This is a genomic window from Vreelandella hamiltonii, assembly GCF_014651795.1.
In the GTDB taxonomy this organism is placed as follows: domain Bacteria; phylum Pseudomonadota; class Gammaproteobacteria; order Pseudomonadales; family Halomonadaceae; genus Vreelandella; species Vreelandella hamiltonii.
Map to the genome: position 1 here is coordinate 23,715 of NZ_BMXO01000007.1, position 17,301 is coordinate 41,015.

Annotated in this window: 15 protein-coding genes; 12 read left to right on the forward strand and 3 right to left on the reverse strand. The window is 62.0% G+C overall.

The features are described from left to right. Window positions 1-57: 57 nt before the first annotated feature. From IE061_RS08775 to IE061_RS08810, 8 genes are all read left to right on the forward strand, one after another. On the forward strand, window positions 58-1,476 hold the full coding sequence (locus tag IE061_RS08775) for a sigma-54 interaction domain-containing protein (protein ID WP_193461427.1): 1,419 nt from the start codon (window positions 58-60) through the stop codon (window positions 1,474-1,476). 94 nt (window positions 1,477-1,570) lie between these two features. Continuing rightward, window positions 1,571-2,695 carry an ABC transporter ATP-binding protein gene (locus IE061_RS08780; RefSeq protein WP_081194779.1) on the forward strand — a complete coding sequence of 375 codons (1,125 nt, stop codon included), beginning with the start codon at window positions 1,571-1,573 and terminating at the stop codon, window positions 2,693-2,695. A gap of 56 nt (window positions 2,696-2,751) precedes the next feature. Further along, window positions 2,752-4,032: an ABC transporter substrate-binding protein gene (locus tag IE061_RS08785; RefSeq protein ID WP_039175177.1), complete on the forward strand. Its 1,281-nt coding sequence runs from the start codon at window positions 2,752-2,754 to the stop codon at window positions 4,030-4,032. Window positions 4,033-4,100: 68 nt separating this feature from the next. Continuing rightward, on the forward strand, window positions 4,101-4,985 hold the full coding sequence (locus IE061_RS08790) for a carbohydrate ABC transporter permease (protein ID WP_039175176.1): 885 nt from the start codon (window positions 4,101-4,103) through the stop codon (window positions 4,983-4,985). Next, the gene (locus IE061_RS08795) at window positions 4,982-5,824 is read left to right on the forward strand and encodes a carbohydrate ABC transporter permease (RefSeq protein ID WP_144980640.1); all 843 of its coding nucleotides are present in this window, start codon (window positions 4,982-4,984) and stop codon (window positions 5,822-5,824) included. The genes IE061_RS08790 and IE061_RS08795 overlap by 4 nt, the downstream gene beginning before the upstream one ends. A gap of 62 nt (window positions 5,825-5,886) precedes the next feature. After that, window positions 5,887-8,007: a DNA helicase RecQ gene (recQ, locus tag IE061_RS08800; RefSeq protein WP_193461428.1), complete on the forward strand. Its 2,121-nt coding sequence runs from the start codon at window positions 5,887-5,889 to the stop codon at window positions 8,005-8,007. A gap of 73 nt (window positions 8,008-8,080) precedes the next feature. Continuing rightward, on the forward strand, window positions 8,081-8,482 hold the full coding sequence (locus IE061_RS08805; protein WP_096922051.1) for an MbcA/ParS/Xre antitoxin family protein: 402 nt from the start codon (window positions 8,081-8,083) through the stop codon (window positions 8,480-8,482). Further along, window positions 8,479-9,159, forward strand: a complete 681-nt coding sequence (locus IE061_RS08810; protein ID WP_193461429.1) for an RES family NAD+ phosphorylase — start codon at window positions 8,479-8,481, stop codon at window positions 9,157-9,159. The genes IE061_RS08805 and IE061_RS08810 overlap by 4 nt, the downstream gene beginning before the upstream one ends. Before the next feature lie 13 nt (window positions 9,160-9,172). On the opposite strand, the gene mtnA is transcribed toward IE061_RS08810, so the two are convergent. Beyond that, window positions 9,173-10,192 carry an S-methyl-5-thioribose-1-phosphate isomerase gene (gene mtnA / locus IE061_RS08815; protein WP_193461430.1) on the reverse strand — a complete coding sequence of 340 codons (1,020 nt, stop codon included), beginning with the start codon at window positions 10,190-10,192 and terminating at the stop codon, window positions 9,173-9,175. Window positions 10,193-10,297: 105 nt separating this feature from the next. Here mtnA and mtnB point away from each other — a divergent pair, with 105 nt between their 5' ends. From mtnB to IE061_RS08830, 3 genes are read left to right on the forward strand one after another with little or no spacing between them, the layout of a single operon-like run. Next, window positions 10,298-10,888: a methylthioribulose 1-phosphate dehydratase gene (gene mtnB / locus IE061_RS08820; RefSeq protein ID WP_193461431.1), complete on the forward strand. Its 591-nt coding sequence runs from the start codon at window positions 10,298-10,300 to the stop codon at window positions 10,886-10,888. After that, entirely contained in the window at window positions 10,885-11,571 is a 687-nt protein-coding gene (mtnC, locus tag IE061_RS08825) for an acireductone synthase (RefSeq protein ID WP_144980655.1), read from the forward strand. The genes mtnB and mtnC overlap by 4 nt, the downstream gene beginning before the upstream one ends. Before the next feature lie 35 nt (window positions 11,572-11,606). Then, window positions 11,607-12,155: a 1,2-dihydroxy-3-keto-5-methylthiopentene dioxygenase gene (locus tag IE061_RS08830; protein ID WP_193461432.1), complete on the forward strand. Its 549-nt coding sequence runs from the start codon at window positions 11,607-11,609 to the stop codon at window positions 12,153-12,155. Between the two features lie 681 nt (window positions 12,156-12,836). Here the strand turns inward: IE061_RS08830 and mtnK are convergent. Then, window positions 12,837-14,099, reverse strand: a complete 1,263-nt coding sequence (gene mtnK, locus IE061_RS08835) for an S-methyl-5-thioribose kinase (protein ID WP_193461433.1) — start codon at window positions 14,097-14,099, stop codon at window positions 12,837-12,839. Between the two features lie 198 nt (window positions 14,100-14,297). Here mtnK and IE061_RS08840 point away from each other — a divergent pair, with 198 nt between their 5' ends. Then, window positions 14,298-15,989, forward strand: a complete 1,692-nt coding sequence (locus IE061_RS08840) for a methyl-accepting chemotaxis protein (protein ID WP_193461434.1) — start codon at window positions 14,298-14,300, stop codon at window positions 15,987-15,989. Between the two features lie 4 nt (window positions 15,990-15,993). On the opposite strand, the gene IE061_RS08845 is transcribed toward IE061_RS08840, so the two are convergent. Next, window positions 15,994-17,193: a GGDEF domain-containing protein gene (locus IE061_RS08845; RefSeq protein ID WP_193461435.1), complete on the reverse strand. Its 1,200-nt coding sequence runs from the start codon at window positions 17,191-17,193 to the stop codon at window positions 15,994-15,996. Between the last annotated feature and the right edge of the window lie 108 nt (window positions 17,194-17,301).

Below are 17,301 nucleotides of genomic sequence, written 5' to 3' on the forward strand. Positions count from 1 at the left end.
GCATTGCCCTGTTCATCCAACGATATAAAAGCGGCTGCAGTAAATAAGGAGGGATGCATGAGTGAAATCGACAGGCGCGTACTGCAAACCATCGTGGAAACCGCCAATGACCACTTCTTTATCGTCAGCGGCGACGGTCAGATTATGGATATCAGCCCCGGCGCCGAGGCGGTATACGGCGTATCACGGGAGGAGCTGCTTTCCAGCAGCGTTCAACAGCTCCAGGCCGCCGGTGTTCTGAAACCGTCCATCACCATGGAAGTCATCCGCACTCGCCAGCCCGCTCAGCTAATGCAAATCACCGGCACGGGCCGCCGCGTCATTGCCGAAGCCTACCCCGTGTTCGTCAACGGCAAGCTGGAGCGCATTGTCAGCCGCTCACGGGATTTGACCGACCTTCAGCTGCTGCAGGACGAATACGCTCTGCTGCAAAAACGTTTTAGTGAACACTTGAAGCGCAGCCAGGCCGCCCCCGATGCCGAAGAGCAAGCGCTGGATGCTGCGCTGGACCACCTTCAGGTCAGAAGCCATGTGATGCGGGAAATCGCCCTGTTGCTCAAGCGCGTGGCACCATCGGATGCCAACGTGCTGATGCTGGGGGAGTCTGGCGTGGGCAAGACGGCCTTTGCCAAGCAGCTCCACCGCTGGAGCGAGCGCCATCATGGCCCGTTCATCGAGGTCAACTGCGCGGCGATCCCGGAAAACCTGTTCGAGTCGGAAATGTTCGGCTACCAGCCCGGCGCCTTCAGCGGTGCCGCGCGGCAAGGCAAGGCCGGACTGCTGGAGCAGGCCGAAGGGGGCACGCTCTTTCTGGATGAAATTGGCGAGCTGCCGCTGCTGATGCAGACCAAACTGCTGAAAGTGATTCAGGATGGCAGCCTGACCCGGTTGGGCGACACGCGGGCTCGTCGCGTCAACTTCCGGCTGGTCGTGGCGACCAATCAGGACTTGGCCAAACGGGTCGAAACCGGCCTGTTCAGGCTGGACCTCTACTATCGTCTGAACGTCATCCCCATCACGCTGCCCCCGCTGCGCGAGCGCCGCGAAGATATTCCCGTGCTGGTGGAAGCCTGCCTGACTCGGCTGAACCACCGCTATGGCCGCCAAAAAATCATCAGTAACCCGGCCTGGTCGACGCTGATGGGCAGCGACTGGCCCGGCAACGTGCGGGAGCTGGAAAACTGGCTGGAAAGAGCCTGGCTTTCAAGCCCCGGCGACCAGATCGAAGCGCCCGCGGCACCTTCGGCCTCTGAGCCACCCGAAACACCGCTGCCCACTGCGTGGCTGACGTCCCCAGCGGCGTCCCTGCAACAGGACGAAAGCCTGAAGGAGTACCTGGCGCGCATCGAGCGCGAGACCTTGGGCCAACTGTGCAGCACCCTGCCCAGCACGTATGCCATCGCCAAGCGTTTGGGCATCAGCCAATCCAGCGTCGTGCGCCGCCTGCAGCGTTACGGCATCAAGATCACCCCCTGACCGCCTCACGACATCAACCTGACATCCAGGCGTCATACAAACGCAACACCTTGCTCTCACTCTAGATCGTCGCCACGCATGACGGATGAGAGCCATGAACCAATCGCGCATTCGCCTGGCAGGCGTCTCCAAGCACTGGGGCGCGACCACGGCAGTCAACGACATTTCCTTCGATATTCAGCCCGGGCAGTTCGTCATTCTGCTGGGGCCGTCAGGCTGTGGAAAATCCACCACCCTGCGCATGCTGGCGGGGCTGGACGACGCCAGTAGCGGTCGCATCCATATCGGCGAACGGGACGTGACCCACCTGCCGCCCGGCGACCGTGGTCTGAGCATGGTGTTTCAGTCCTATGCGCTATTTCCGCACTTGAGCGTGGCCGACAACATCGTCTTTGGCCTGCGCAGCCGCAAGGTAGCGAAGGCAGAACGGCAGCAGCGCCTGGCCCAGGTGGCCGAGCTGGTGGACCTGACGGATTACCTGCACCGCAAACCGGCACAGCTTTCCGGCGGTCAGCGCCAGCGGGTGGCGTTGGCGCGCGCCATCATTTCCGAACACCCCATCTGTTTGATGGACGAGCCGCTGTCCAACCTGGATGCGCGGCTGCGCAGCGATATGCGCAGGGAGATCAAAGCCCTGCAATCACGACTCGATATGACGGTGGTTTACGTCACTCACGACCAGGTAGAGGCCATGAGCATGGGAGACCGTGTGATCTTGATGCAACAAGGACATATCGTGCAGGACGGCACACCCGACGAGCTTTATAACCAGCCCGCCAGCGCCTTCGCGGCCAGCTTCATCGGCAGCCCGGCCATGAACCTGCTGCCGCTGGTGGCCGGGGCACAGGGAGCGGTGATCGAAGGCGAACCCACCACCCCCGTTGCCCCATTGCCCGCGGCAGGCGGCCAGTTGGGCATTCGCCCCGAGGATATCGAACTGCGCGGGGCCTCGGCGGCTGGCCTGCCCGGCCAGGTGGAAAGCGAAGAGTATCTGGGCGCCGACACCATTGCCCATGTGAGCGTCGGGCAGCACACCCTGCGTGTGCGGCTAGGCGGCAAACACAGCCTGACGGGCCAGCCCTGCCGACTGTTCTGGTCGGCAGACAAGGCCCACCTGTTCGACCCCTCCGGCACACGCCGGGACGACCTGTCGGCGCTGGAACTCACGCCGTATCGCACCATTCCGCGCCCGCCGACGGTGGGCTCTTTTCAGCACTGAGTTTGCTCACCACCCCACAACCCTTGCGACATCACCCACTCTTTGAGGAGTCAGCCATGCGAGTTTCTCATCCCTTGATGTCCGGCGCCCTGCTTGCCAGCGTACTGGGCGCCGCTCAGGTTCAGGCGGATACCATCGATTTGACGATGTACTACCCGGTGTCGGTGGGGGGCGCACTGACCGACGTGATCGATGGCCTGGTGGCTGAATTCGAAAGCGAATATCCAGATATCAACGTGGAAGCCATCTACGCGGGCAACTACGACGACACCCGCGTGCGCGCCATGTCCGCCATGGAAGCAGGGGATGCGCCTCAGCTCTCGGTGCTGTTCTCCATCGACCTGTACGAGCTGATCGAGCAGAACGCCATCGTGGCCTTTGATGACCTCATCGACACCGAGGAAGAGCAAGCGTGGCTGGATGGCTTCTACCCCGGCCTGATGGAAAACGGTCAGTTGGATGGCAAGACCTACGGCATTCCCTTCCAGCGCTCCACCATCGTGCTGTTCTGGAACAAGGACGCCTTTGCAGCCGCTGGCCTGGACCCGGAAACGCCGCCGGAAAACTGGGAAGAGATGGCCGAGATGGCCGCCGCCGTACGCGAAGCCTCGAACGGTGAGCAGTGGGGCGTGATGGTGCCATCCACCGGCTACCCCTACTGGATGTTCCAGGCCTTTGCCTTCCAGAACGGCCATCGCCTGATGAACGACGATGGCACCGAGGTCTATTTTGACGACCCGGCCGCCATCGAAGCCCTCGAATACTGGGTGTCGCTGGCCACCGAGCATGACGCCATGCCCAGTGGCACCATCGAGTGGGGTACCCTGCGCCAGAACTTCCTCGAGCAGTCCACCGCCATGATGTGGCACACCACGGGTAACCTGACCGCGGTACGCAACGAGGCCAATTTCGAGTTTGGCGTCGCCATGCTGCCCATGAAGACCCAGCGCGGCAGCCCCACCGGTGGCGGCAACTTCTACATCTTCGAGGATGCCAGTGAAGAGGAGCAGCGCGCAGCGATGACCTTCATCCGCTGGATGACCGCCCCCGAGCGTGCCGCCGCCTGGTCCATCGAAACCGGCTACATGGGCGTCAGCCCCGCCGCCTATGACACCGAAGCATTGCAGCATTACGTGGAAGAGTTCGCCCCTGCCGCCGTGGCTCGGGACCAGCTCGAACACGGCACTGCCGAACTCTCTACCTACCAGGGTGGCCGCGTGCGCCGAGCCCTGGATAACGCCGTGCAAGCCGCACTGACAGGGCAAATGAGCCCTGCCGACGCGCTGAGCCAGGCCCAGCGTGAGGCCGATGCGGCGCTGCGCCGCTATGCCCGGTAAGCGCCGATAGGCGGACGTTTCCATGCTCGCCGGGGTTCGCCCCGGCTTTTTCTCATCACGGCGGCCCCATGAACCTGAACGCCCATCGAACGATGCAGCTTTACGGCGCCCTGCTGCTTCTGCCCGCGGCACTGCTGCTCACTGCGTTTGCCTACTTGCCCACGGTCACCACCGTGATCAACAGCCTTTTTCTGCCCGGCTTTCGCGGCGAGCCCGCCGCCTTCGTCGGGCTCGACAACTATCGCGTGCTGATGGACGACCCGACGTTCTGGAAAGTCGCCCGCAACAACCTGCTGTACGCGCTGGGCACGGTTCCCACTTCCACGGCGCTGGCACTGGGCATGGCGCTGCTGGTCAATGCCCGCCTGCCCGGGCGCGGGCTGGTACGCATGGCCTATTTCACGCCCACCATTCTGCCCATGATCGCCGCCGCCAATATCTGGATGTTTTTCTACGCCCCGCAGATAGGGCTATTCAACAAGCTGCTCGGCGCCCTGGGATTTGCCGGGGTGAACTGGCTGGGCGACCCCGGCGTGGCACTGGGGTCGGTCATCGTCATGTCGGTGTGGAAAGAAGCGGGCTTTTTCATGATCTTCTACCTGGCCGCGCTACAGGCCATCCCCCCGGAGCTCAAGGAAGCCGCTGACCTGGAAGGAACGAGCCGCTGGAGCTTCTTTTGGCGAGTGACGTTTCCCCTGCTGATGCCCACCACGCTGTTCGTACTGATCAACGCGCTGATCAATGCGGTGCGGGTGGTCGACCACCTGTTCATTCTGACCAAGGGCGGGCCCAATAACGCCACCAACCTGCTGCTTTATTACGTCTACGAGAACGCCTTTTCGTTCTTCGACCGCACCATGGCGGCCACCATCACCGTGGTCATTCTGCTGGTGTTGGCGGTGGTGGCCACGCTGAAGTTCACGATTCTGGACCGCAGGACGCACTACCAATGAGTACCTTCTCTTTTCCGGTGTCGCCACGGCGCACCCTGGCGCTGCCCCGCCTGGAAACCCTGGCGGCCTGGCTGCTGGCCGTGATCTGGATCTTTCCGCTGCTTTACGCGGTGTGGGCCGCGATTCACCCGCCCGCCTACATGGTACGTTTCGATCTGCTGGCGCCTTTGACGCTGGACAACTTCACGAACGCCTGGGCCCAGGCCCCCTTTGCGCGTTACTACCTGAACACCTTCGCGCTGGTGACCGGCGTGGTACTGGCCCAGTTCGTGGTCTGCACGCTGGCCGCCTTTGCCTTTGCCCGCTTTCCGATCCCCGGCAAGAATCTGCTGTTCATGCTGGTACTGATTCAGCTGTTCGTGTTTCCCGAAGTGCTGATCGTCGAAAACTACCGTATCGCCAGCGAGCTGGGGCTGATCAATACCATCACCGGCATTGGCCTGCCCTACGTGGCCAGCGCCTTCGGCATTTTCCTGCTGCGTCAGACCTTCAAGACCATCCCCCGAGAGCTGGAGGACGCCGCCCGTATCGAGGGCTGTGGCTGGCTGGAAATCCTGTGGAAGGTCTACGTGCCGCTGGCCAAGCCCACCTATCTGGCCTACGGGCTGGTGTCGATCAGCCACCACTGGAACAACTTCCTGTGGCCACTGGTGGTGACCAACTCCGTGGAGAGCCGCCCGCTGACGGTAGGATTGGGCGTGTTCTCCGCGCCAGAAACCGGCGTCAACTGGGCCACCGTCAGCGCTGCCACGCTGCTGAGTATTGCGCCGCTGCTGGTGGCTTTTCTGCTGTTCCAGCGCCAGTTCGTGCAGTCGTTTTTACGTGCGGGGATTCGCTAACCCAACTCACTCGGGTTTTCGTGCGACAATTCTCCTTCACGCACACGACAAGGAGAGCAGCGATGCACGGCGACCCGGCAGCCCTCAAGGTACTGCAAGAAGTTTTTGGCTTTGAGCGCTTTCGTGGCCCCCAGCAGGCCATCATCGAGCACGTGACGGGCGGCGGAGACGCGCTGGTGCTGATGCCCACCGGCGGCGGCAAATCGCTGTGCTATCAGATCCCGGCGCTGCTGCGCTCTGGCACCGCCATCGTGGTCTCGCCGCTCATCGCGCTGATGCAGGACCAGGTGGCCGCGCTGATCCAGAACGGGGTGCGCGCCGCCTACCTCAACTCCAGCCTTGAGATGCATGAGGCGATGGAGGTGGAGAACCGCCTGCGCGCAGGCGAGCTGGACCTGCTCTACATCGCGCCCGAGCGGCTGGCCACGGCGCGCATGCAGATGCTGCTGGAACAGACGCGTATTGCGCTGTTCGCCATTGACGAGGCCCACTGCGTTTCCCAGTGGGGGCACGATTTCCGCCCCGAGTATCGCCAGCTCTCCCACCTGCATCAGCGCTTTCCCGACGTGCCGCGCATCGCGCTCACCGCCACCGCCGACGTGCCCACCCGGCACGACATCATGGAGCATCTTCAGCTTCAGGAAGCCGCGCTCTACAACAACGGCTTCGACCGCCCCAATATTCGCTACCACATCGCAGAAAATCAGGGCAATGCCAAAGAGCAGCTGCTGAGTTTCATACGCGAGCACCACGACGGCGAAGCGGGCATCGTCTACTGCCTCTCTCGCCGCAAGGTGGAAGAAACCGCCGCCTGGCTGGCGCGTCAGGGGCTCACCGCGCTGCCCTACCATGCCGGGCTGCCCGCCGAGCAGCGCCAGCAGCATCAAACCCGTTTTCTGCGCGAAGATGGCGTGGTGATCGTCGCCACCATTGCCTTCGGCATGGGCATCGACAAACCCGACGTGCGTTTCGTGGCGCACCTCAATCTGCCCAAAAGCATCGAAGCCTACTACCAGGAGACCGGCCGCGCCGGACGCGACGGGCTGCCCGCCGATGCCTGGATGGCCTACGGCCTTCAGGACGTGATCACCCTGCGCCAGATGCAGCAGGACTCCAGTGCCGCCGACCAGCAGAAGCGCATCGAACAACAGAAGCTCGATGCCATGCTGGGGCTCTGCGAGATCATCAGCTGCCGCCGTCAGGCGCTGCTCCACTACTTTGGCGATTCGCTAGACGAACCCTGCGGCAACTGCGATAACTGCCTCACCCCGCCTGACACCTGGGAGGCCACCGTGGCCGCGCAGAAGGCGCTGTCGTGTGTCTACCGCACCGAACAGCGCTTTGGCGTCACTTATCTGGTGGATGTGCTGCTCGGCAAGCGCAACGAGCGTATCAGCCGCTTTGGCCACGACAGCCTGAGCACCTTCGGCATCGGCCAGGAGCTCACCGCCAGTGAGTGGAAAGCGCTGTTTCGTCAACTGATCGCCAGCGGCTATCTAAGCGTGGACATGGAGGGCCATGGCGCGATCAAGCTCACCGCCAACGCCAGGCCCATACTGCGCGGTGAGCAAAGTCTCACCCTGCGCAAACCCAGCAAGCCTGCGCGGCGCGGAGCCAAAGGGTCATCCGCCGCCAAGGGCCACGGCGTACTGTGGGAAGCGCTGCGCCAGCATCGCAAAGCGCTTGCCGATGCCCAGGGCGTACCCGCCTACGTGATCTTCAACGACGCCACCCTGGCCGAGCTGGTAGCGCAAAAACCGCAAACGCTGCAGGCGCTGGGCGCCATCTCGGGCATCGGCGCGCGCAAGCTGGCCGATTACGGCGAAGGATTTCTGGCGGTGGTACTGGCGCACCCCAATGAACCCGAAACACCCACCGACATCGGCAATAGCGCCATGGAATCCGCCACGCTGCTGCGCCAGGGGCTAACCCCCGAACAAGTCGCCGAGCAGCGCGGGCTGGCCGCCAGCACGGTCTACCGCCATTTGAGCGATGCCATTCAAGGCGGCGAACTGGCCCTGGAAGAGGTGGTCAACCTGGACCCGGCGACCCTGGCGCAGATTCACGCCGCCTTCGAGAAGTTTCCAGGCCAGGGGCTGAAAGTGGTGTTCGAGGCGCTGGAGGGGCGTGTGGATTATCCGATACTGCATTGCGTGCGGGCTTCCATGGCTGCCCGACGCTAGCAGCCACCAGTTGAGCGTTTTTTTATAAAACCGCTCAATTGGTGTACTCTCTATACAAGAGAGGAGACGCGATATGGCCATTCAGCACAACACCGCTACCAAGCGCCGCGACATGGGAGCTGCTGCCATGCGCACGTATCCCAACATATCCCGCCGCTGGGGCCTGAAAGAGAGCGAAGCCGCCTTGTTACTCGGCGTGCCCGACTCGACTTACCGACGCTGGAAGCAAGCCCCCGAGCAAGCCCGCCTGGATGCCAACCATCTTGAGCGCATGTCGCTGATTCTGGGCATCTACAAGGCGCTGCATATCCTGCTCCCCAACCAGGAGGCCGCCGATAGCTGGCTAAAACGAGCCAACAGCAATCCCCTGTTTGCTGGCCACACGCCCATGGAGCGCCTGCTGAGTGGTCACGTTTCCGACCTCTATGTCGTTCGCCAGCACCTGGATGCCGCACGTGGAGGGGGCCATGTATGAACTTCCCGCTCAGCAACGTCACATGGCGGCCAAGCTACCGCGTCATCCCTTCACGTTTCCCACCGATCGACCTGTTCGAAGGCGTCAACAGCCACACGGACGACTGGGATTTGCTCAACGAACTGGAAGGCGAGACCTCTGCCAGGCTTCGTGAAGAGGCGGGCGCGATTCATCTGGTGCGCGACGGCGACCGCCGTTATGGGCCAGGCTGGTCTCCCGTCATGGCGGCGTTTTGCCATTTCTCTGCCTCCGGTTCACGGTTCAGCGATGGCACCTTTGGTGCCTACTACTGCGCACTCACCGAAGCCACCGCCATTGCGGAAACCCTGTACCACGCAGAGCGCTTCATGGGAGAGTCCAACGAGCCGCCCATGATGCTGCAGCAGCGCGTGTATCTCTCTGATGTGATGGGCCAACTGATTGACTTGCGGGGCCACCGCGACGCAGCGCCCCTGCTCGCCCCAGGTAGCTGGTCTGCCGGGCAAGCTCTGGGTAGAAACGCCTGGGATCAACAGGCAGATGGCATCGTGTACCCCAGCGTTCGCGACCCCGGCGGCCAGTGCGCGGCCGTGCTAAGGCCCCCGGTACTCTCCGCCACTCGGCAAGGCCGTCATCTCGGGTACGATTGGGACGGCCAGCGAATTCGCCATGTGTACGAGCTGACGCTGCTGGAATGAGCCTGCCGGAACGTTAACGCCATCCTCGCAGATGCTCGCCCTGGGCAATGGCGGCGGCGTCGAACACGCCGGTATCCAGAATCCAGGCGGTGACCAGTGAGGCCGGGGTCACATCAAACGCCGGGTTCCACACCGGTGCATCGCTGGGCGCCCATACCACCTCGCCAAACGCGCCGGCGGCACCGCGCACCTCCGCGCCATCGCGCTGCTCGATGGGAATCGCCGCGCCGGTCGCGCAGGCGGGGTCGACCGTGGTGTAAGGGGCCACCACGTAGAACGGCACCTGATGGTAGTGTGCCGCCACCGCCAGCATGTAAGTGCCCACTTTGTTGGCAAAGTCGCCGTTGGCGCAGATGCGATCCGCCCCCACCATCACTTTATCCACCTTGCCCGCCGCCATCAGGCTGGCCGCCATGCTGTCGGTGATCAGCTGGTAGGGAATGCCTAAATCGGCCATTTCCCAGGCGGTCAAACGGCCGCCCTGGAGCAGCGGGCGGGTCTCATCCACGTAGACCTGCAGCTCCACGCCACGCTGTTTGGCGATGGCCAGCGCGCCAATCGCGGTGCCTACGCCCGCCGTGGCCAGCGCGCCGGTGTTGCAGTGGGTCAGCACCCGGTCGCCGGAGGCCAACAGGTCAGCGCCCCGTTCGGCCATGCGCTGGCACAGCGCGCGGTCCTCTTCGAACAGCGCTTTGGCACGCTCGGCCAGGGCGTCCGCGCCTTGGGCAAAGCAAGCTTCCATAGCATCCAGGCAGTACATCAGGTTCACCGCCGTGGGGCGCGTCGCACGTAAGCGATCACTCACCCACTGCCACTCACTTTGCGGATGGCGAGCCGCGTACTGGGCCAGTACGAACGCCGCGCTCAAGCCAATCAACGGCGCCCCGCGAATGGCAAGATGCTTGACGGCGTGCTGCCACGCCTCGGGAGAGTCGCAGCGCACCCACTCTTCGGCCTGGGGGAGCCGGGTCTGGTCCAGGTATTCGAGGGCGTCGGCATGCACTCGTAAACTGCGTGACTGTAACGTAACCATGAAGGGCTCCTTGAGGTCTTGAACCGGTGAACTCGGCGCGCGGCTTATCAGGCGCGAAGCTTATCATATAGAATGATGCCCATTGGATGAGACGATGCAGGCCTTATGACTACCTTACACACCGAACTGCTGGACGCCATTGCCTGGGCAGCGCAGCAAGGCTGGACCCCCGCCACCGGCGGCAATTTTTCCGCGCGTACCGAGGCTGGTTACTGGGTCACGGCGTCCGGGCGGGATAAAACCCGCATCCAGGCCGATGACCTGCTGCTCTGCGACCTGGAAGGCCGCGTGCTGGAAGGTAGCGGCAAACCCAGCGCCGAAAGCGACCTGCATGCCGCGCTGTACCGGCTAGACCCGAACATTCACTGCGTTCTGCACACCCACACCGTGGCCAGCACCGTGCTGTCGCGACGCTTTCCCGACGGCATCGAACTGAGCGGTTTCGAGATGCAAAAGGCGTTGGCGGGTAACGCGACGCATGATGCAACGATTCGCCTGCCGGTGGTGCCCAACTCCCAGGACATGGAGGAGCTGGCCAGGCACGTTCGCCAGGGCTGGCCAATGCCCTGGGGCTTTCTCGTGGCGGGACACGGCATCTACGCCGTGGGCGACAGCATTTCCAGCTGCCGCCGCCACCTGGAAGCCATCGAATTCTTACTTGCCTGTGTACTGGAAGAGAGCCGGTGGTCCCAATGAGCCAATCAACCGTTCGCGCTATCGTGACCGATATCGAAGGCACCACCACCGATATCAATTTCGTTCATAAAGTGCTGTTTCCCTACGCCTACGCCAAGCTGCCTGATTTTCTGCGCGAGAACGCAGCCACGCCTGCCGTGACCGAGCAAATCGACGCCGTGCGCAGCGACATGCAGGCCCCTGAGGCCACGCTGGAAGCGGTGATTGCGACGCTGCTGCACTGGATCGATACCGACCAGAAAGTGACGCCGCTGAAAGCCCTGCAGGGCATGGTATGGGCCGACGGCTACCAGCGTGGCGACTTCACCGGCCACTTATACGCCGATGTGGCTCCGGCGCTGCGCCAGTGGCAGGCAGAGGGCAAGGCGCTGTACGTGTATTCGTCCGGCTCGGTGCAGGCGCAGAAGCTGCTGTTTGGCTACAGTGACGAGGGGGATTTGACCCCGCTGTTCAGCGGCTACTTCGACACCCATGTTGGCCATAAGCGCGAAGCCGCCTCTTATCAGCGTATCCTCGACACCCTTGACCTGCCGCCCGCATCGGTGCTGTTCTTGTCAGATGTCGTCGAAGAGCTGGATGCCGCTGAACAGGCAGGTATGCAAACCCGGCAGCTGGTACGTGAAGGCACCCAGCCGGGAACACACCACGCCTGCGTCGCACGCTTCGACGAGATTGCCGTCTAGCGGCAACGGTTGACCATTTATTTCAGGAGTCATTGATGTCACAACTGAAAGTCTTTGCCGATCAAAACCCTAACGATGCGCTTCTGGATACCACAGACGGCGCGCAAATCGCCGCCGAACTGAACCGCGTGGGCGTTCTGTTCGAACGCTGGGCAGCGCCGGGCGAGATTGCCGACGATGCCACCCAGGAAGAGATCCTGGCGCTCTATCAGGAAGATATCGACCGGGTCAAAGCCAAGGGTGGCTACCAGACCGTCGACGTGCTGCACATGGTGCCCACCCACCCGGACAAGGAAGCGATGCGCCAGAAGTTCCTGAACGAGCACCGCCACCATGAAGACGAAGTTCGCTTCTTCGTCAAAGGCCAGGGGCTGTTCTGCCTGCACATCGACGACAAAGTCTACCAAGTGCTCTGCACCCGCAACGACCTGATCAGCGTGCCCGCCAACACCCCGCACTGGTTCGACATGGGCCCCGAGCCGGCATTCACCGCGCTGCGCTTCTTCGACAACGTGGAAGGCTGGGTCCCCCACTGGACCGAAAGCGACATCGCCGGAAAATTCGATCGTTTAGATCAGCTTTGAGCGATGAAGGGTGAAGGGTAAGCCGTAGCGCGGCGTAAGCGGAGCGCACCCGCGAAGCACCGCACAGCGGTGCCGAAGATGCCACTGAGAGTTGATCCTCCACAGCAGCCCCACCCAGGCGGCTACCGCCGCCCCTGCGGGTGCCTCATTTGCTCGTGCCGAGCAAGATTCGTTACGCCGCGCTACGGGGCTTCGCCAAACTCAAGATGGGCACCCGTAGCGCGGTGTAAGCGATAGCGCACCCGCGAAGCACCGCACAGCGGTGCCGAAGGTGCCACCGAGCGTTGATCATTCACTCTGGCCTATCCAGGCGGCTACCGCCGCCCCCGCGGGTGCCTCATTTGCTCGTGCCGAGCAAGATGCGTTACGCCGCACTACGGGACTTATCCAAGCTCAAGAGGGGCACCCGTAGCGCGGTGTAAGCGACAGCGCACCCGCGAAGCACCGCACAGCGGTGCCGAAGATGCCACCGAGCGTTGATCCTCCGCAGCGGCCCACCCAGGCGGCTACCGCCGCCCCCGCGGGTGCCTCATTTGCTCGTGCCGAGCAAGATTCGTTACGCCGCACTACGGGGCTTCGCCAAGCTCAAGATGGGCACCCGTAGCGCGGCGTAAGCGATAGCGCACCCGCGAAGCACCGCACAGCGGTGCCGAAGGTGCCACTGAATCAATGGAAAGACGCTTACAACACCGTTTTCTGATTGAACGTTTTGGCGAGTTCCGTCAGCGCGTCGAGGTCTCGGTAGGCTTGCGGTTCCATGATCAGCGTTTGGCCCATCAGCACGTTGCGTGCTTCCAACTCAGCTCGCAAGGCGGTGTCTTCGATCTCTTCGAAATCGGCGTTGTGGGCCAGCGACAGTACGCGGCGATGCATTTCGATGCCGCAGTAGGCCAGCGCATCTTCACGAATCTCATCCAGCAGGGCATCGCAGGCGTCGTCGGCGCTGTTGCCCTGCTCTTCGAATAGCGACCTGGGGAACAGAATACCGGTCCGCTCGGTTTGCCAGAGGTGGCGAAACTCCTCATCGAAGCGGGTAAAACAGTCGCTGATCACCGAGAGAATCCAGGCTTGATACGCTTCCAGCTCGTCTGCCTGGCGGTGGGCTGGCTGGCTGAAGTAGGCCATGAAGAAGTTGGCCACGGCCATGCCCAGGTCGAACGCCAAGGGGCCATACTGGGAAAACTCGGGGTCGATGACCCGCACGCTGGTGTCGGTGGCCATGATGGAGCCGGAGTGCAAATCACCGTGGAGCATGGTTTCGGTGTTGGCGGTGAACTTCATCAACAGCCGCTGCACCTTGGCTTTCAATGGCGCGTTGCGGCGTAGTGCGTCCACCACGGGCGAGAGCTCGGGCGTGTGGCGGTTCATCTCGGCGCCGTAGTAGGGATCGGTGAACACCAGTGATTCGGTAATCGCGGGGATCGCGACATTGCCCGAGAACAGGCCCACATCGGCTTTTTTCTCTGGGCTGGCCATGGAAAGCTCCGAGCCGCGAAACGCCGTGCGGGCGCAGAATTCACCGATGGCCTCCCCTAGCCGAGCCACCCGCTCGCCGCTGATCAGCTTGCGCCGCAAAATCACGTGCGGGTGAAGGTACTCCATCACGATCAGCGCCTGGGGCTTGTCGAAATGGTACACCTCTGGGGCCACGCCAGGCGCACGCGTGGCTTGGCGCACCAGCGCGTAGTATTCGAAATGAGCGCGATAGAGCGGCAGCGGCCAGCTCTCACCGACCATGCGCACGTAGGGCAGCGCCTGCTTGACCACCACGCTACCGGTGCTGCCGGTGACGATGAATACCAGATTGAGGTTGCCATCGCCCACTTCACGGATCTGCCACTGTGCCGGGTCGCCGCCCACGCGGCGGGCGACCGCTTCTACTCCCCCCAGCCGCTGGCCAAGGGTGTCCACTGCCAACGCCTGATAGCTTTGCTCGTCTGCCACGTTCAATCCCTCACCTGAAATGGTTCTGTGTTTGTCATACCGCGCGGTGGTTGTCAAATTCATGGCGGCTTCTTGCCATGACCGACTGTCCAGCCAGGAAAATGTTAAACAATGCAACGTCTCTGGATAACTCTTGTAGCAGATTTATAGTAATACCTGACCAACCCAATCAGGTATTCCTCCCACAGGTACTCCATCATGAAAAACAACGGCCCTGTTACCCAAGTGGAACACCCTCTACGCGATGATGATGTGCTGATTTCCAAAACCGACCGAAGCAGCCACATCGCCTATGCCAACCATCGCTTTGTCGAGATCAGTGGCTTCGACTATGAGGAGCTGGTGGGTTCGCCTCACAACATGGTGCGCCACCCTGACATGCCTGCCCCGGTGTTTGCCGATATGTGGAGCGACCTCAAGGCGGGCCAGTACTGGACCGGGCTGGTCAAGAACCGGCGCAAGAACGGTGACCACTACTGGGTGCGTGCCAACGTGGTGCCCATCCGTGAAAACAATCAAATCACCGGATTCGTGTCCATTCGGGTAAAACCGGAACAGGCAGAAGTGGCCGAGGCGGAGCGTATTTATCAGGACATTCGTGAGCAGCAGGGCCGCTACACGGTCAAGCACGGTGAGATCATGGCGCGTAACCCGCTGAAGCGCTTGGCAAGTGCCGCCTGGTGGGCGCCGCGACTGGCCAGCATTTCCGGCGTTCTGATGACGCTGTTCACCACTGGGCTACTGATGGCGGGATGCGCCTGGTGGCTAAAGGGCCACGTGACCACCTCGGTGACCCTGCCGCTGGTGATGATGGTGCTGGCCAGCGGGCTGCTGCTGAGCGCGCTGCAGTGGCGCCAGGCGCGCCGGTTGCGCCGCTTCCTGCACAAGGCCAACGACTTTGCACTGCAAATCGCGGCGGGCGACCTGAACGCTCAGGTTCCTACCGTGGGCAACAAAGCCATGGACAACACCCTGGCCACCATGAACTTCATGCGCCGCTCGCTGGATGCATTGATTGGCGACCTGGACCAGCGGATTGCCCAGGTCATGCCCTCGGTGGAGGAGCTGTCGCGGCATAACCAGGCCATGGGCCATCGAGTGGATCAGCAGGCCTCTGCGGTACAGCAAACGGCTGCCAGCGCCGAGCAGATCGCGTCTACCGTGCGGCAAAGTTCGGAGAATGCCCAACTGGCCAGCCAGGCGTCGGTGGGTAACGTGGGCGAAGTGGACAAGGCCGTGGCCATCATGCAGGAACTGGATGATGCCATGGAGGGCATTACCAGCACGTCCCAAGACATGGCAGGCATCGTCAAGACCATCGACCATATTGCCTTCCAGACCAATATTCTGGCGCTGAACGCCTCCGTCGAAGCTGCCCGGGCCGGTGAACATGGCCGAGGCTTTGCGGTGGTGGCCGAAGAAGTACGCCGCCTGGCCCGCCAATCAGCCGAGGCAGCCCATCAGGTGCAGACACTGATCGAAACGGCCCGCCAGCGCATCGAGGCAGGCCAGCACAAGGCAGGCTCCGCCGGGGATGCCATGGGCCGCATTCGTCAGGCGAGCCACAACGTCAACGACCTGATGGAGGAGATCCGCGCCGCCGCCCGCGAACAGAGCGAGGGCATCGCTCAGATCAGCCAGGCCATCGCCCAGATCGACCAGGGCACTCAGGAGAGCGCGACCAGCATGGATGCCTACATCAGTGCCGTCGACCTCCTCTCCAGAGAAGTGGCTCACTTGTCCCACAGCGCCCACGCGTTCATGCCCATCGGCGAACGCCAGCATCCGGTGACGATGCGGCAAGGCGCGCAGCCACGCCAGGATAACGTGCTGGCACTGCCGTCGCGCAAGCCCGTACACAGCCCACTCGCCAGCGCGGCGTCGTTCTAGACGGTCAGCTTTCTGCCAGGGGCGTCATGCAGACGCGATTACGCCCCTGGCGCTTGGCCTCGTAAAGCGCCTGATCGGCGGTCGTGAAGAGTATGGCGTCTTCCTGCCCCAAGGTCGGCTGCATGGCAGCCACCCCAATACTGACCGTCACCACGGAGGAAGTACCGCACCCGCCATGGGCAATATCCAGCGCTTCGACACTCTCGCGAATACGCTCTGCGGTTTGATGCGCCGTATGCGGTTCGGTGCGAGGCATCAGAATCACGAACTCCTCACCGCCATAGCGCACCACCAGATCGTCGGATCGGCTGTTGGCTTGTAACGCGGCGGCCACCTGACGAAGGCAAAGGTCTCCTTGCAGGTGGCCGTAATAGTCGTTGTAGGCTTTGAAGTGGTCGATATCGATCACCATGATGGCCAAATGACTCTGCTCCAACCGAGCCACCTGCCAATGCGCGGGAAAAATGGTATCGAACTGGCGGCGGTTGGCAATGTCCGTCAGTGGGTCGGTCACCGAGAGCCGCGTCAACTGGTGATTGGCACTCTGCATATGGCCTGCCTGAATTTTTTCACGCATCAGCAGCAGAAAGGAGGTTCGTTCGCTGTACTCCAGGCGGTAGTTGGCCATCAACGTAAACACCGCCTTGACCAGAATAGCAAACATAGCCAAACGTTTGGCCTCGATTGGCATAGGCTCGTAATAAAATACGAAGACACTCATGACCCCGATACTGATCACCGTGGACATCAAGGCATAAGGAAAACGCAACGAAAAAACGATGTTTCCAGCCACCAGGATCAGACCAAACGAAAAGACATCCAGATAAGAGTGCGGCGAGCTGGAAATGTAGAAAATGGTGCTGGAGCCGATCATGGCCATCACGACCAGTCCTGCCATCAGCGTTTCACGCAGCCATGGCGGCACCCCACGATAGACCCACCAGAAAATCGCCAGCGCCATGGGTAGCAAGATGACACCGCGAATCATCACGGAAGCCAGAAACGCTTCGGGTCGAAAGCTGTAGTCGTTGATCAGGAACAGGACATAAAGAAGAGCGGTGATCAGGCCCATGATCACCAGATGGCGTTGGCGTGTCTGGTGCGTTTCCTGTTCGAAGAGCGCCTCTAACTCCTGCCTGAACCGTAAGCGGCAGCGTGGTCTGAGCTCATGCTCGATGGCGTTCAGCAACCTATCACTTTTCATTGTCCTTGCTCTTGCGCTGCCCAAGGGCAATCGTTGCCATTTCGGCTAGGCGTTCGTTTCATACACTTGTCGAGCCTTCAATTTAGTTTGCCACCTCTTGACGGCGTC

Coding starts and splice junctions, on each gene's coding strand:
- IE061_RS08775 (WP_193461427.1), top strand. CDS start 58: ATGAGTGAAATCGACAGGCGCGTACTGCAAACCATCGTGGAAACCGCC.
- IE061_RS08780 (WP_081194779.1), top strand. CDS start 1,571: ATGAACCAATCGCGCATTCGCCTGGCAGGCGTCTCCAAGCACTGGGGC.
- IE061_RS08785 (WP_039175177.1), top strand. CDS start 2,752: ATGCGAGTTTCTCATCCCTTGATGTCCGGCGCCCTGCTTGCCAGCGTA.
- IE061_RS08790 (WP_039175176.1), top strand. CDS start 4,101: ATGAACCTGAACGCCCATCGAACGATGCAGCTTTACGGCGCCCTGCTG.
- IE061_RS08795 (WP_144980640.1), top strand. CDS start 4,982: ATGAGTACCTTCTCTTTTCCGGTGTCGCCACGGCGCACCCTGGCGCTG.
- recQ (WP_193461428.1), top strand. CDS start 5,887: ATGCACGGCGACCCGGCAGCCCTCAAGGTACTGCAAGAAGTTTTTGGC.
- IE061_RS08805 (WP_096922051.1), top strand. CDS start 8,081: ATGGCCATTCAGCACAACACCGCTACCAAGCGCCGCGACATGGGAGCT.
- IE061_RS08810 (WP_193461429.1), top strand. CDS start 8,479: ATGAACTTCCCGCTCAGCAACGTCACATGGCGGCCAAGCTACCGCGTC.
- mtnA (WP_193461430.1), bottom strand. CDS start 10,192: ATGGTTACGTTACAGTCACGCAGTTTACGAGTGCATGCCGACGCCCTC.
- mtnB (WP_193461431.1), top strand. CDS start 10,298: ATGACTACCTTACACACCGAACTGCTGGACGCCATTGCCTGGGCAGCG.
- mtnC (WP_144980655.1), top strand. CDS start 10,885: ATGAGCCAATCAACCGTTCGCGCTATCGTGACCGATATCGAAGGCACC.
- IE061_RS08830 (WP_193461432.1), top strand. CDS start 11,607: ATGTCACAACTGAAAGTCTTTGCCGATCAAAACCCTAACGATGCGCTT.
- IE061_RS08840 (WP_193461434.1), top strand. CDS start 14,298: ATGAAAAACAACGGCCCTGTTACCCAAGTGGAACACCCTCTACGCGAT.
- IE061_RS08845 (WP_193461435.1), bottom strand. CDS start 17,193: ATGAAAAGTGATAGGTTGCTGAACGCCATCGAGCATGAGCTCAGACCA.